The sequence below is a fragment of the Viridibacillus sp. NPDC096237 genome (assembly GCF_050278625.1).
Lineage (GTDB): Bacteria > Bacillota > Bacilli > Bacillales_A > Planococcaceae > Viridibacillus.
The window spans coordinates 1-13,913 of record NZ_JBNNTI010000049.1; the positions used below are offsets into that span (position 1 = coordinate 1).

Genomic DNA, 13,913 nt, shown 5'->3' on the forward strand with positions numbered 1-13,913 from the left:
TTCTTCTTTTACTGGACATAGTAGATTCTCCTTCTTGTTATCTATTATTCTACTTGCCCTTAATTTTACTGTCCAACTAAGTGTAGACTATTCAATGCTTGTAGCTTAAATATAGCGGGGTTTTTATGCATTTAAAAACAATGATTTTATCCGTAATTGGAATTTTAGTATTATAATGGATATATAATTTTAGAAAAAGGAGTTTTTTTTGTTCAAGGAAAATCTAACTAAGAAGAAAGTTGGCTTTTTTTCTATTTTCATGGTCTTACTCTGTTTAATAGCTGGAATTTTAGCTTTCTCTTTTAATATTTATCCTGGGGGTTACTCATTAAAGGAGAATTCAGAAGAAGCAACTGTTATAAAAAAGAATTTTTTCGAAAAAGAGAAACATGCTTTTGAGATTACAGAAGAAAACGAACTAAAAATCGCCTTAATAAAAAATGATGTAAAACAATTATTTACTATATGGTTAGTTAGCCTTTTAGTAATATCTTCATTGTTAATTATTTTAGTAAATAACGTACACAGAAAAGGAAATGTCGCATTTTTTCTACCTTCTATACTCTTAATACTACTAATTCCATTAGATATTTATGTTTATATTGATAATTTGGATCATATAGAACAACTAATTAGAAATTTAAAAATATAAATAAGAGACTTGACTGAAGTCAAGTCTCTTTAAGCTGCCTTATAGACAAATTAATTATAAGCGGTGTATGTATAACTATTTATACTGGCCTTTTATTAACCTCTTAGCATTCCTACACTACTATAAAATTCAATAAAGAAATAGACACTAAAGCCGATTAGTATTACTCCCGCAAGAACAGAAGCCCATTGAATATATCTAGTGTTTAATACCTTCCTCGTACCAGCAATTATTGTCATTAAGCCAATATCATGTATCAAAATCCCGATTAATATGCCGGATCCTATAATTAAAAAGTTAATCGTATTTGATGCATCAAAGGAATTAATCAAAATCGGCCCAAAAATACTAACCCAAAATACTAAGTTCCCTGGTGAAACAGCTACAAGTAAACCATTAAAATATGATGATTTTAGTGATTTCGTCGATTTTTCACCTGATAGTGAAATACCATGATCTGCGTTTTTTATACTATCATAGCCAACATACAGTAAGAATAATGCACCGAGCAACCACAAGAAGGTTTGAATGATAGGAACAGCTAGTACTGAAGCTAAACCAAAATACAATAATAAAATAAGTACTAAATCTACTGTCATTCCACCTAGTCCAACAACCCAACCATGCATAAAGCCGTTTTTAAGCCCCTGCTTCGTCATCTCAATTGTAATTGTTCCAACAGGTAGTGCAATGGAAAGCCCTAGTAAAATATTCGTTAAAAATAGTGTAACCAATTAATAACCCCCTTCATAATGCATTTATATATATTAATATAAAATGAATTATTATGCAACCGTATGAATATTAACAAAAACAGAAGTTAAATATGCTTCACTCTCTCTAAGGAAAGTTGCAAAAATAGTGGTTGTCCAAAATTCTACTAAATATGTAACTTTCCCTATCACTTGTTAATATATTTAAACTTCTCTTTTTTTTATCCTATCTTTTTTCCGTCCTTTTCAAATAACGAACTAACGTCATCCCGCTATTGATTTCTACTTCTTCTCCAGTCTTACAATAACCTAATTTTTCATAAAAATAGCAATTCCGCTTTTCTTGTTTTATCGTATCAAGTTCCCATTGTCGTGTTTTATTGTATTTTTGTTCTACTTGTTTAAAAGCTTCTTGAGCGATTCCTTTGCTTTGAAAAATCGGATGAATATATATCGGGCTTATCCTTGTTCGGTTATTTTCTTTTGGAACAACCCTAATCCCTCCAGCTATATTTTGTCCATAGTAAATTGCATAGTAATCTGAATACGTTTCAGCTATTCTATTTGCTAACTTTTCGATTGTTTCATTCGCCGGGTTCGTTTTAAGATCATTGTATTTTATTAATAGTGGCATAAAAGCGGCTACTTGGATTTTATGTAATGCTGCAAGGTCTTTATTTGTCGCTGCTCTTAAAGTTATTTGCTTAGACATTTACAACACCCCTTATTTTGGAAATAATGTTATATGTATTGTCCCATATTTATTTGAAAATTCATATTTCCATTGCCTGATTTCGTACATATGTAAACAATATAAGCAATTAAACATCAATACCTTAACCTTTTAAATTCAATTGGTCTTATTCAACATTAGAATGCGTTACAAAAATTGTTAATACTGGTGAAATTATATGCAGATTAGCTATACTATATTTATAGCAACAAAATTAGTATGGTGTATATAGTTATTCATATAGGTGCATTGTCGTACAGTAAATTGAGCAAGTACAGGGCCAAACTAAATAGCAAGTGATTGTATAAATGCTGTGGATTGGTTACTAAACGTTCGAGGTGATTTATGAAAATAAATATTTCTCAGTTGCACCATGATAAACTATCAGATTCTCAACTCACAGATCTTCTGTTCAAAAATCTAGTAGATGATTATGAGAAGGGAGATGTGATTTTTGTTCCTGGTAGTAGTAAAGCTGTAATATACCGCTTACCAAAGGCCATACAACTATATAATGAAGGGAGAGCAAATAAAATATTATTTTCTGGTGGAGTTATTTGGGAAGGCACAAACTTAACAGAGGCACAATTATTAAAACAAAGGGCTATCCAATTGGGAGTCCCTGAGGAGGATATTCTAACAGAAGGCCTATCACTTCATACGAAAGAAAATGTTCTTGCTTCCCTACTTATACTTGATCGTGCATTTGAATTAAACAACATTAAGAGAATATTAGTTGTTACTAGCAGCTATCACATGAGAAGAACTCATTTAAATCTTAAAACCTATTTGCCTGATTGGATTCAATTTTCAATCTGTCCAGTAGATGATACAACTACAAAAGTAGATAACTGGTTCCTAACTTCTTATGGTAGAGAACGAGTAGAAATGGAAGCAAATAAAATAATTAACTATGTTAAGCAAGGAAGTATTATGGATGAAATAATCGAAATAGCCGAAAACTGACAATACTGAGATATATTCCCAAGTTTTTTTCAGGAAAATCTCTTAAAAAGTCCAACTTTTCATACTTTTATGTTATCATTTATTTAAATATTTCCTATTTTTAGCAAACACCCCTCTGCTAATTTGGATTCGATTTTCAAATTCAACAAAGTAATTCTAAAATCATTTAAGGAGTGACGCCAATGTAGACAACAATCTTCTCTTGAACAATTAAATAAGAGGGGTTGTTTGCGTTGAAAAACAAATCATTTTATGCATTGCTAGCAGGAGAGTCTGTAGCCAATGCTGGCGATACATTTTACATTGTCGCTCTCATCACAACTGTTTTTAATGTAACAGATTCTTTGTTTTATGTTTCTTTGGTTCCAGTCATTAATTTGTCTGGCGGATTTTTAGGTGGCTTGGTCGCTCCACTTCTAATTGATCGATTTAAATTAAAGTCAATTTTATTGAACTCTCAATTCGTGAAGACATGTATATTACTTGTGCTATCACTTTATGTATCACTATTCCTATCAATTGATACGTTTATGATTATTTATATGCTTATTTTCTGTATTAATTTTTTGGATGGTTTTGCTCATCCTACAAGTAGTGCGATTATTCCTGAGCTTATTGAAGAGGCTTACTTACTAAAAGCTAATAGTCTTATGTCCTCTGTTTACCAATTCATTAATATGGGTGGTTGGGCAGTTGGTGGGATGTTGGCAGTGCTTTTGCATTCAAATGGATTGTTAATCTTAACGTTTATTTTATATGTTTTGTCCACATTTTTACTGACATTTATTAAAATCGAAGAAAAGAAACTAATTACATCATCATCTGAAAAAGAAAGTACTATGCATTCTTTTTTAGAGGGATGGAAATTAATAATGGTGGATAGTAAACTACGTATACTTCAAGTCACTCTGTTTTTAGGTTCATTTGCCGCTCCTGTTTGGGTGTCCTCTATCATATACCCTTTTATAAAGTTACGACTGCAGGAAGGTACTGAGTGGTGGGGGTATATTAATGCTGCTTTCTTTCTAGGTTTATTTTTTGGTGGTTTGTTCGGATATACAAAATCTGATTTAGTTAACCGAAACATCCAACTTGTCATATTGATATGTGGATTTATTGCTTCTATTATGACTTTTCTGTTTGGGATCAACAGTTATCCATTACTCGCTCTTTTGTTGAGTAGTATTTATGGTTTATTCCATGAGTTGTACATGATAGCTATTAATACATTGATTCAAGGTAGGGTCAAAGAAAAAATTCTAGCCAAAGTATATGCTGCTCAAAGTTCTATTACTATGGTTACTTTTGGGGTCTCCACTCTGTTATTCGGGGTAATAGGAGAACGATTTAATATTATCGCTGTATTTATAATTTCTTCGATTGTTTTATTTTTGTCGTTTATCATTCTTTTGGCAAATAAAAAACAGTTGTCGATATCAATTATTGATACGAATCAAAATGTTGATATTGAATAATCTTATTAAGTAAACATGTGAGCATTACTTAATAAGATTTAAAAAAACGTCCATTCTTGTTCATATATGAACTGAGTGGACGTTTCGTTTTTTAAGCATTCTATTTTCTATTCTTTTACTCCATGAAAGTTAATAAATATTATTTAGTTTCGTTCCAATCCATTCAAAAACCCGCTTATTAGAATCAACCTTTTTCAAGTGTAAAAATTTATTATTATGATGAAGAATGCTACAATTACGATTAAAATGATTGTTTCAAGAAAATTATAATCCTGGTCTTTTTTATTGCGGATTTGTTCTCGATAAAGCCGTTGAATTTGTTTTTTATTCGCAAACTTCATCAATACTCCCCCAATTAATCATAATGTTCATACCGTATTTACTTTTTTCAGCAACCAAATGAACTATTTATACACTTATTACTTATAATACCATTTCATTGATTTCCATCTATAATTTTATAGGAACTCCTTTTGTATTGTATGCCAAGAAATGATTTCTTCTAAAGGTATAGGCCCAAGTACATTTTTTCACCAACTTCTTCCAAAACAGTTGTTCACGTTAAAAGAAAAATTCATAAGTATTTTGGCTAATCATTCATTACCAGGATAACGCTGTCTTAAAAGAATTAATTAATACTTAAGCCGTGTCGCCCAAGCTGCTACAAACATCATCCAAAAGTTTACGCAACATCATCCTAGAATAAAGACCCATTCATAGTACGGAGCTATCATAAACGCTAGAACCATGTATAGTAATGCCACAGAAAAACTAGCCTACAAAATGCCTTTTTTGCTTACCGTTGCTTGAAGACAAATGAAAACTCAGAATTAACCTCCCTGACTGGCCATTAGGTTAATATTACCAAAAATAAGAAATGTAATATATAGCAATAAAAAAACAGCTTATACTTTCAAGAAGTATAAGCTGTTTTTATCAAATCAATCTGTCTTCAATTTAGAATAGATACTAAGGTCGTTAAACTTTCCTTTAGATTTTTCGGCCTGTCTTAGAGTTCCTTCAAATACAAAGTTTAACCTTTGCAAAACCTTTATAGAATTTATATTTTCAGGTTCTACTTTTGCTTCGATTCTATTTAACTCTAAATTAAAGAATGCATAATCTAGCAAAGCATTAATCGCTTCTGAAGCATATCCCTTACCCCAAAACTCTTTAGCAAAGTCATAGCCAATTTCTGCCTTTTCATTTTCAAAATCAACTGTATTATACCCACAAGAACCGATAATCTCATTAGAATTCAATTCAATTATCGAGTAACGAGCAGCTTTGTTCTCTAGTGCCAATTCATTTAAAAAATTTATCATAACTTTTGCTTGTTTTTCATCAGTAAAACTGCTGATATTCATAAATTTAATAACATCTGGATCTGACCAAATTTTAAATAACCTAGATGAATCAGATTCTTTCATTTCCCTTAAAAATAATCTTTTTGTGTGTAGTTCTGTAATCAATACTTTTCCCTCCAATATGTTTTTTCATTTGGGTTAAAGTTATTGATATCTGCGCATAGTTCAGTCCCTTCAATATAAAATCTGGTTTTATTATACAAAATGTAATTGGTTCACACAAATTGAAAAAGTAATTTCCATTGTACATGAATTTCAAGACTTTTCATCATATCCTATATCACAATTGAGGTTAGTTCAGTCATATGTTGGATAACAACATCGGCTTGCTCTAATTCACTTGGCTGGGAAAAATCAAATTGGCACCCTACTGCAATCAATTTATTGTCCTTAGCTGCATTAATATCCGAAATCCTGTCTCCTACAACATAACCTTGCGTAATATTGCTTTCTTGTATAATTCTTTTTACTAAATCCGATTTACTTCCGCTTTCAACTTGCTGAATGCTGTATGTTTTTTTAATCCATCGATTTAATTGATACTTCCCTACTATTGCTTGCAAATATTCCATTTGTCCATTGCTGGCTATGAATAAGTTATAATGATTTGCTAATATTTCTAAAGTTGCCTCTACCTCTTCATATAGCTCGCCATCTCCCTTATTAATATGTTGAATTAATTGTTCATGGAAAATGTCATTTGCTTCATTCCGTATCATTAGTGAATGTTGTGGTAATAACGTTTCCCACACTACATTTAATGGTACCCCCATAATTTCTCTATATCGATCAATTGGTGTTTTCCCATTCCATAAATCTTTATTTCTGAGCTCGTTGAATGTCGTTTCTAATGCTGGTTCCAAAATAAGATTCGTTTGAAATAATGTGCCATCCATATCAAAGATTATTGTTCTAGTCAAAATTCATATAACTCCTTTCTGACTTACACGTCGTTTTTAACATCTCAATAAACTTTCTCTATGTACATTACTTAATTTTATATATTTAAACGTATCATTCTGTAACTCTTCATAGATTGTATTGAAAGTAGAGAACGCTAAATTATATTGTTCTTTTGTAATCCATCCTTCATCTAACGCTTCTTCAATTTCTTCTAAATCTTTTTTTATTATTTCCCCTGTAGGTAAGACAATTAAATCTAAAAATAGATCTTCCATATAGGGCACACCATTCTCGATACCATTATGAGTTGTAATGTCTATATACCATTGAATAATTTCATTCGATTCGTTGAACATTGTAGTAATTGCAAAATGTTCATTCTCAGGAAGCTGTTGAAGCCAAGAATAGCCATTGTCGACAATACAAATTTTCTTGTTACAATGGTATGTCCATAATGGTTCTTTTACTTTGTTTAAAGTTAATAAAGCAATATTTCCTGAAAAAATCGTATCAGTAATATATAATTGTTTGAATTCACGCTCTATGATCCTTGTCCAATCTTCTCTAGTTACAAATCGTTTTTTTAACAATGTAGCTCACTCATTTCTCCGCTTTTATTAAATATCCAAACACCATATAGCCCCTTCACCAGCATTAATAGTTTATTACTTTTGTATTAAGTACTAAACTAGTTTCTTTACGAAACCAGAGCTCTTTAAGCTATAACCCAGATCTAAGTAAAACTTATGAGCGTCTGCTCTTTCCACTCTATTTCCACTATTTAAAACAATGGCATTTCCTTCATTTTTAATAATTTGTTTCTCCGCTTCAGCCACTAGCTGTTGGTCTATACCCATTCTTCGAAATTTCCGATTTACTACCATGCAGAGGATTCTGCCGTAACAGCCACTAAATTCATAAGCTAAGCCAATATGTAATCCAAGAAGTCCAACTACCTGATGATCGATTTCTGCTACAAATGTATGATAATCAGAATAACTACTCAATTTTTTAAGTCTTTCTTTCATTTCTAATTGAGTGGTTTTATAGCCCAATTCATCCATTAAATAAGTTATATCAGCTAAATCATTTTCATTTGCATACCGAATAAAAGCCACTACAGCCACCCCTTATACTTCATTTACTCCTAAGATCGATTCCTTGAAAGGCATAATATATCCTCTATACTCTTCAGTTAAAGTATCTGGTAATTGGTTGATATTAAAATATTTTAAATCGCCAGTTTCTTCTTGGTCTTTTTTCATTTTACCTGTAATATTTCTCGTTATATAAACTGCGGTTACTGAATATACTTCATCACTATTTACTACTTTACTATCATAACTTTCACCAGAAAATACACCTAATAATTGTAAATCATTAATTACTATCCCTGTTTCCTCTAACACTTGTCTTTTCGCTGTTTCTTCTAAACTCTCACCTTGCTCCATTAAACCACCAGGCAACTCCCAGCCACCATTCGATCTGTACTGCAATAATAGCTCATTCATTTCATTTACTATAAGTACAACAGACCCTGGTAAGATTAATGGATGATTTCCAACTAGTTTTCTTATTTCGCTTACATAGCTCACACAATCCACTTCCTCTCATTTAATATAGCTTCGATAATTAAAGTTTATTTTTTCTTTGTTGGAAAGAACACGTAAGAGATGCTAATCAACCCGTCTATTACTAAGACAACCGACCATAATTTCCAAACTTGATAAAGTGCTATTGTCTGCTCGTCTTTCCCTAGTATTAGCAGCATACCCCATAAAATTAAAGACCCTATAACATAGGCAATAATATGTTTTACAAACCCTAACGCCTCTCGCTTTCCTTTTTCTTTCCCATATAATTTTTTAGGTCTTTCGCCTGTTTTTAATATAAACCTTTTAAATTGTTGATCTGCCCACTCGATCATTTGCTTTCCATAGGCAATAGATACACCTATATAAATAGCTGAAAGTCCGTGAAAAGTATTTGCGGTTGCTCCATTTTTTAAATCTAACGCCGTCAGTACTATCAGTACGAGATCAATGAGGGGTGTTGCTGCTAATACCCAAATGCTTAGACGCTTTAATTTCAAAATGTAGCGTAAAACTAAACCAGCTATAATTAATAGCCAAAAAGCAATTTCTGCTCCAATAATAAAATAAATAATCATTTCCTTACCCACTTCCTTGCAATAAATAAATGCATTAAATCATTCTTTTCTAATTGCTTAAGCAAATCGAAAACTTCCTCTAGTTTATCAATAATATGCTCGGATTTATACGACTCTATCAAATGATTTCTCTTCCAAATGCCTATCATCCCCACATCTCGGGCTGCTTCTACATCGTTTGTTGGGTTATCACCAATAAAAACCGTCTCATTCGGAGACACCTGTAATTTAGCTAATGCATATTCAAAAATGTTCTTATCTGGCTTTTTCATTCCCACTTCTTCAGAAACAGCAATGACATCAAATAGATTTTCAATTCCGAGACTTCTAATATTCGCTCGTTGAAAGCCAACTTTCCCATTCATCTAGCTCTACAATTCTCTGGATCAATTGACCCTTTTGAATATGCCCCCAAACTGAGTGGAACCTTTCATATTGATCATCCAAAAATTCAAGCAACGATGCCTCGCGATTTAGAAATCGTCTCATCTAGATCAAAAAGTATAGCTTTCATATACCCCTCCTGGAAGATGTAGTTAAGAATTCTATTATATATACCTATCTATTTACCACGTTTAAATAAATCGATAGCATGTGAAAATGCATAAGCAGATACTAAAAAGCTACAGATTATTCCCGACCAAAAGACCGGACTACTTAACTCAGGTATTAGTTTTTCTCCAAGCGGTCCCGTCCGTGGCTGATAGATATACCAAAATTGCCAAACGATTGTCAGGAATAATAATATTGAAAAAACCATTAAAAAGTATTTTTTCATTCCATTCACCTACCAGTAACAATACTAGTTTTACTTATTGTAAATCGCCTTTGTATACACTAAATTTATCATACTTTTCACCATATTAGCATGACTGATACTCTCGAATTTTGCTTCACTTGTCATATATATAGCCCCTTGCTTTAAGGCGTACTGTGCTCTTGCTTTAATGAGCGCTTTTTGAATTCCTTGTCCACGATATTCTGGCAGTGTTGTTGCAGCTGCTAATGTAGCTATATCATCCTGTATATATAGCACTGCAATTCCAACCATTTTGTCATCTTTGACGGCTTTAAAGAATTGCCATCCTTCAAGCTCATACAAAATCTCATTATTTTGTTTCACGCCATCCGCGATGAATTCAGGTAATCCATAACCTTTAACATAAACATCTGCAAAATCATTAAAGTCCTCTTTCTGTAACAACTGAATTTCGCAATTGATATGACACGAACTTATACCAATCTACAATTTCAGATAAGTAGATATAATCTTCCTCATTTATATTTCTTACAGTATTAAAGGCTTTTCCAGATATACGTCGTACTTGAAAAGCAAGAGTCGAGCCAAACTGTTTCATTTGAGATCCCGATTCATTATTATTTTTGGACTTAAACGCATTTAATCGAGAAATTAAAGTATTATTTTCACTTAGCATGACAATGTTAGAATTTAGTTGCATTATTTTCACCTTTTTATATAAATGCTAAAATACTATCACATGATCTAATTTACTAAAATATGAATATTATGTATATTAATTATACCAGAATACACTATTTACTAAAAATATAGGACGGTGAAAATATGATCGTTTCAGAAAAAATCAGTCGTAATTTCACTATATTTGCTGAGAAGGAATGCGCTGGTTCTAGTCGTTTATATGAAAATTTATCTTATGAAATCGCTAAGGATGACTCTATATTAGAGTTAGCTAGTCACATCCCACAAGATCAACCGAAACCGAATTTACTTTTTGCTAGTGTACAATATTTACTAAACAGTTGTAGTTTAGGGGAGCTGCGCTCTTTCTATCCAAGCTTTGTATCGAATGCAAAAAATCCAGAAGAAGCATTTCCACATTTTAAGGCTTTTTGCCTTAAATATTGGAAATCGTTAATTTCTTTGTTTCAAACAAAACTAGTACAAACCAATGAAGTTAGAAGATGTGCTTACCTTTATCCCACTTTCACTGATATCTATGCAAAGCACAACAAACCTCTAACACTGATTGAAATCGGTACGAGTGCTGGTCTTCAACTCGGATTAGACCAATATGCTTATTAATATAATGGAGACAATATTATCGGGAAATCAGATTCTAAAGTACTTATAGAATCTACTAATAAAGGTGCTACTTTACCAGATTCCATTAAAGCTCCCCCTGTTATTTGTAAAAGAATTGGCATTGATTTACACACAAATAATGTGAAAAACAAAGACGATGTGGAATGGTTAAACGCACTTATTTGGCCAGAACATTCAGATCGTCGTAAATTATTTAATGCAGCGACAAATGTTATTCAAAATTTAGAAATTGAACTAATAGACGGTAATGTAGTGGAATTATTAAAAGACATTGTACAGCAAGTAGATCCTGATTCTATTATTTGCGTATTTCACACTCATGTTGCAAATCAAATACCTTTAGAGCAAAAAGAACAACTGGTGCAAAATCTTCAGACAATTAGTCAAAACAGAGAAGTTTACCATATCTACAACAATCTATTCGATGCCGATTTACATCGTGATTATTTCTATAAAGAAATATATGAAGAGCGCGTATTTGAACGTCCCGACGGTCACGCACGTTGGTTTACTTGGAAGTAAATACAATACAAAGAGGAACTGTGTCATAGAACAGTTCCTCTTTGTATGTAGCTATGAGTTCTATAAATAAATGTGATTTTCTGATAACAATACCAGCATCACTTTACAACTCGTCACAGACTATCTCATATAAAAACTCTCCAAAATTATCTGCAATCACATCGTATTCTAGACCCATTCCTAAAACTGGCATATAAGAAACAATCTCCGGTTCTCCTGCTTTTATTTGATTGAAATCCAAACAGAATAGTTCACCATTGCCTGGATTATAAATAACTAAAAGGTTACTAGGTAAACCAACTTCTTTTCTCAATGTTAATGTGTAATTAATACCATTTAACATTGAAGGGCTCTCGTAATCATCACTAGAAATACCCAAAATTTTAACACCCGCAAAGATTCCGGCACCAAATGTTTCTAGAAAACTTCTATATGATCCTATTATTTCTAAATCTAAAACTTTCTCTATTTGCTCAAGTATATTGCTCGGTTGAGGTCCTACAAAACTAGCTATTTCTTCTTCGGTTAATATTAACTCTTTAGCAGCTTCATACGATGATAATCTCATTTTCTATCATCCCCCAATAGCTCATATTCTTACTATTATCAAAACCAATTTCTATCTAATATATTCTATGCACCATTTAGTATATTCACTACTTATTTTAAAAGAACTTTTTCACATTTTGAAATCCTCCTATAGTAAGAGGATTTTCTTTTTCTTATGTTTCGCCAAATCGTCTTTACTTACCTGCAAGGAAACATATCTATTAAAAACTTTTTTATACTGAACTGTACATACTACATTTTTATAGTGGTAAATCTTTTTTCGATTTCCTACATTACCTATTCTTTAATAGAAGAAAACAGGTGACTTTTCAGTCGTTTCTCAACAAACTGAAAGGTCACCTATTAATGGACTTCTATATTTAACTAATCGTAATACCTGCACTGGCAGTACCTGTAATGGCTGTCACAACACTTAGTCCTGTAGTTGCAACACTAAATACCATAATTAAACGATCTCCAGCACTTACTGGAACATTTAAATTTGGCAGAACACCGTTCATTGTAGTAAAGGCTGTAATCGCACCAGATAATGGTGGGAATTGTAAAAGAGTTGGAGCTAGAGGCGCAAATACATTGGAAGATGCACTTTGTGATTTCCATACTTGTGCAGAAATAGTTGCCGTACCAAGAACTGCGATACTTAATGCAACAGTAACATTGAAGAAAGCAGCTAAATTTGTAATAGTTCCCGCATGTGGAACGACAAATGCCTCATTGTTAATATTTTGAAGGTTAACTGTTACTCCACCAATACCCACACTAGTAGTACTAGAACCAAATGCAATGATACCTCCAGTATCGGGAATACCCGTTAATAGAGAATTTATTGTTACTGCCCCTCCTGATGCAAATGGAATAACTACTCCAGTCCCTGTTGGCCCTGTCGGTCCTATTACTCCGGTTGCGCCAGTCGGTCCTGTTACTCCTGTTGGTCCTGTTATGCCAGTTGGTCCTGTTGGTCCTGTTGCGCCAGCCGGTCCGGTTGCTCCCGTTACCCCAGTTGATCCTGTTGGTCCTGTTACGCCAGTTACTCCTGTGGCTCCGGTTACTCCTGTGGCTCCAGTCAGTCCTGTTACGCCTGTTGCTCCTGTGGCTCCGGTTACTCCCGTTGCTCCAGTCAGTCCTGTTACGCCTGTTGCTCCTGTGGCTCCGGTTACGCCTGTTGCTCCAGTTGGTCCTGTTACGCCAGTTACTCCTGTGGCTCCTGTTACACCAGTTACTCCTGTGGCTCCAGTTACTCCGGTTACTCCTGTTGCTCCAGTTACCCCAGTTGCTCCGGTTACTCCTGTTGCTCCAGTCGGTCCTGTTACGCCAGTTATTCCTGTTGCTCCTGTTAACCCAGTTACTCCGGTCGGTCCTGTTATCCCTGTGGCTCCCGTTTCTCCGGTTACCCCGGTTGCTCCCATTGCCCCTGTGGCTCCGGTTGGTCCTGTTACGCCAGTTACTCCTGTGGCTCCGGTTACTCCAGTTGATCCGGTTACCCCAGTTGCTCCGGTTACCCCAGTTGATCCAGTTGATCCAGTTGATCCGGTTACCCCAGTTACTCCCGTTGCTCCTGTCGGTCCTGTTACTCCGGTTACTCCTGTTGCTCCGGTTACTCCTGTTGCTCCAGTCGGTCCTGTTACGCCAGTTATTCCTGTTGCTCCTGTTAACCCAGTTACTCCGGTTGGTCCTGTTACGCCAGTTACTCCTGTGGCTCCGGTTACTCCCGTTTCTCCGGTTACCCCAGTTGCTCCGGTTACCCCAGTTGATCCAG

At 33.8% G+C, this 13,913-nt stretch carries 17 protein-coding genes and 1 pseudogene; 4 read left to right on the forward strand and 14 right to left on the reverse strand.

From position 1 onward, the window contains the following. Positions 1-208 precede the first annotated feature (208 nt). Positions 209-652 (forward strand): hypothetical protein, encoded by a 444-nt coding sequence (locus tag ACQKMD_RS18905; protein WP_427753907.1) that lies wholly within the window; start codon positions 209-211, stop codon positions 650-652. Positions 653-747: 95 nt separating this feature from the next. Here the strand turns inward: ACQKMD_RS18905 and ACQKMD_RS18910 are convergent, their stop codons facing one another. Both ACQKMD_RS18910 and ACQKMD_RS18915 read right to left on the reverse strand, forming a co-directional pair. After that, positions 748-1,386, reverse strand: coding sequence for a LysE family transporter (locus ACQKMD_RS18910; RefSeq protein WP_427753908.1), 639 nt, complete (start codon positions 1,384-1,386; stop codon positions 748-750). Positions 1,387-1,591: 205 nt separating this feature from the next. Next, positions 1,592-2,077 carry a GNAT family N-acetyltransferase gene (locus tag ACQKMD_RS18915; protein ID WP_427753909.1) on the reverse strand — a complete coding sequence of 162 codons (486 nt, stop codon included), beginning with the start codon at positions 2,075-2,077 and terminating at the stop codon, positions 1,592-1,594. A 366-nt stretch (positions 2,078-2,443) separates the two neighbouring features. On the opposite strand from ACQKMD_RS18915, the gene ACQKMD_RS18920 reads away from it, so the two are divergent. Together ACQKMD_RS18920 and ACQKMD_RS18925 are read left to right on the forward strand one after the other, a co-directional pair. Next, positions 2,444-3,064: a YdcF family protein gene (locus ACQKMD_RS18920; protein ID WP_427753910.1), complete on the forward strand. Its 621-nt coding sequence runs from the start codon at positions 2,444-2,446 to the stop codon at positions 3,062-3,064. Between the two features lie 233 nt (positions 3,065-3,297). Then, positions 3,298-4,539, forward strand: coding sequence for an MFS transporter (locus ACQKMD_RS18925; protein ID WP_427753911.1), 1,242 nt, complete (start codon positions 3,298-3,300; stop codon positions 4,537-4,539). Between the two features lie 194 nt (positions 4,540-4,733). On the opposite strand, the gene ACQKMD_RS18930 is transcribed toward ACQKMD_RS18925, so the two are convergent. From ACQKMD_RS18930 to ACQKMD_RS18975, 10 genes are all read right to left on the reverse strand, one after another. Beyond that, a complete protein-coding gene (locus ACQKMD_RS18930; protein ID WP_427753912.1) occupies positions 4,734-4,880 on the reverse strand; it encodes a hypothetical protein in 147 nt (48 codons plus the stop codon). A gap of 600 nt (positions 4,881-5,480) precedes the next feature. After that, positions 5,481-6,011: a GNAT family N-acetyltransferase gene (locus ACQKMD_RS18935; RefSeq protein ID WP_427753913.1), complete on the reverse strand. Its 531-nt coding sequence runs from the start codon at positions 6,009-6,011 to the stop codon at positions 5,481-5,483. 170 nt (positions 6,012-6,181) lie between these two features. Beyond that, entirely contained in the window at positions 6,182-6,826 is a 645-nt protein-coding gene (locus tag ACQKMD_RS18940) for an HAD hydrolase-like protein (protein WP_427753914.1), read from the reverse strand. 36 nt (positions 6,827-6,862) lie between these two features. Continuing rightward, the gene (locus tag ACQKMD_RS18945; RefSeq protein WP_427753915.1) at positions 6,863-7,399 is read right to left on the reverse strand and encodes a DUF402 domain-containing protein; all 537 of its coding nucleotides are present in this window, start codon (positions 7,397-7,399) and stop codon (positions 6,863-6,865) included. Positions 7,400-7,492: 93 nt separating this feature from the next. Beyond that, the gene (locus tag ACQKMD_RS18950; RefSeq protein ID WP_427753916.1) at positions 7,493-7,927 is read right to left on the reverse strand and encodes a GNAT family N-acetyltransferase; all 435 of its coding nucleotides are present in this window, start codon (positions 7,925-7,927) and stop codon (positions 7,493-7,495) included. A gap of 12 nt (positions 7,928-7,939) precedes the next feature. Further along, entirely contained in the window at positions 7,940-8,404 is a 465-nt protein-coding gene (locus ACQKMD_RS18955; protein WP_427753917.1) for an NUDIX hydrolase, read from the reverse strand. A gap of 44 nt (positions 8,405-8,448) precedes the next feature. Further along, complete coding sequence (locus tag ACQKMD_RS18960; RefSeq protein WP_427753918.1) at positions 8,449-8,979, reverse strand: hypothetical protein; 531 nt, start codon at positions 8,977-8,979, stop codon at positions 8,449-8,451. Continuing rightward, a complete protein-coding gene (locus tag ACQKMD_RS18965; RefSeq protein ID WP_427753919.1) occupies positions 8,976-9,344 on the reverse strand; it encodes an HAD family hydrolase in 369 nt (122 codons plus the stop codon). The genes ACQKMD_RS18960 and ACQKMD_RS18965 overlap by 4 nt, the downstream gene beginning before the upstream one ends. Positions 9,345-9,787: 443 nt before the next feature. Continuing rightward, positions 9,788-10,183 carry a GNAT family N-acetyltransferase gene (locus ACQKMD_RS18970; RefSeq protein WP_427753920.1) on the reverse strand — a complete coding sequence of 132 codons (396 nt, stop codon included), beginning with the start codon at positions 10,181-10,183 and terminating at the stop codon, positions 9,788-9,790. Further along, positions 10,161-10,439: a hypothetical protein gene (locus tag ACQKMD_RS18975; RefSeq protein WP_427753921.1), complete on the reverse strand. Its 279-nt coding sequence runs from the start codon at positions 10,437-10,439 to the stop codon at positions 10,161-10,163. Before ACQKMD_RS18975 ends, ACQKMD_RS18970 begins: the two co-directional genes overlap by 23 nt. Before the next feature lie 125 nt (positions 10,440-10,564). Here ACQKMD_RS18975 and ACQKMD_RS18980 point away from each other — a divergent pair. Then, positions 10,565-11,587 (forward strand): annotated as a pseudogene (locus ACQKMD_RS18980) (DUF2332 domain-containing protein). A 103-nt stretch (positions 11,588-11,690) separates the two neighbouring features. Here the strand turns inward: ACQKMD_RS18980 and ACQKMD_RS18985 are convergent. Further along, positions 11,691-12,155, reverse strand: coding sequence for an SMI1/KNR4 family protein (locus tag ACQKMD_RS18985; RefSeq protein WP_427753922.1), 465 nt, complete (start codon positions 12,153-12,155; stop codon positions 11,691-11,693). 361 nt (positions 12,156-12,516) lie between these two features. Then, positions 12,517-13,913: exosporium glycoprotein BclB-related protein (locus tag ACQKMD_RS18990; protein WP_427753923.1), on the reverse strand; the 1,397-nt coding region annotated here is incomplete at its 5' end.

Bases quoted from the DNA above. Each gene is read 5' to 3' on its own strand.
- ACQKMD_RS18965 (WP_427753919.1), bottom strand. From the start codon at position 9,344: ATGAATGGGAAAGTTGGCTTTCAACGAGCGAATATTAGAAGTCTCGGA.
- ACQKMD_RS18915 (WP_427753909.1), bottom strand. From the start codon at position 2,077: ATGTCTAAGCAAATAACTTTAAGAGCAGCGACAAATAAAGACCTTGCA.
- ACQKMD_RS18920 (WP_427753910.1), top strand. From the start codon at position 2,444: ATGAAAATAAATATTTCTCAGTTGCACCATGATAAACTATCAGATTCT.
- ACQKMD_RS18975 (WP_427753921.1), bottom strand. From the start codon at position 10,439: ATGCAACTAAATTCTAACATTGTCATGCTAAGTGAAAATAATACTTTA.
- ACQKMD_RS18930 (WP_427753912.1), bottom strand. From the start codon at position 4,880: ATGAAGTTTGCGAATAAAAAACAAATTCAACGGCTTTATCGAGAACAA.
- ACQKMD_RS18985 (WP_427753922.1), bottom strand. From the start codon at position 12,155: ATGAGATTATCATCGTATGAAGCTGCTAAAGAGTTAATATTAACCGAA.
- ACQKMD_RS18960 (WP_427753918.1), bottom strand. From the start codon at position 8,979: ATGATTATTTATTTTATTATTGGAGCAGAAATTGCTTTTTGGCTATTA.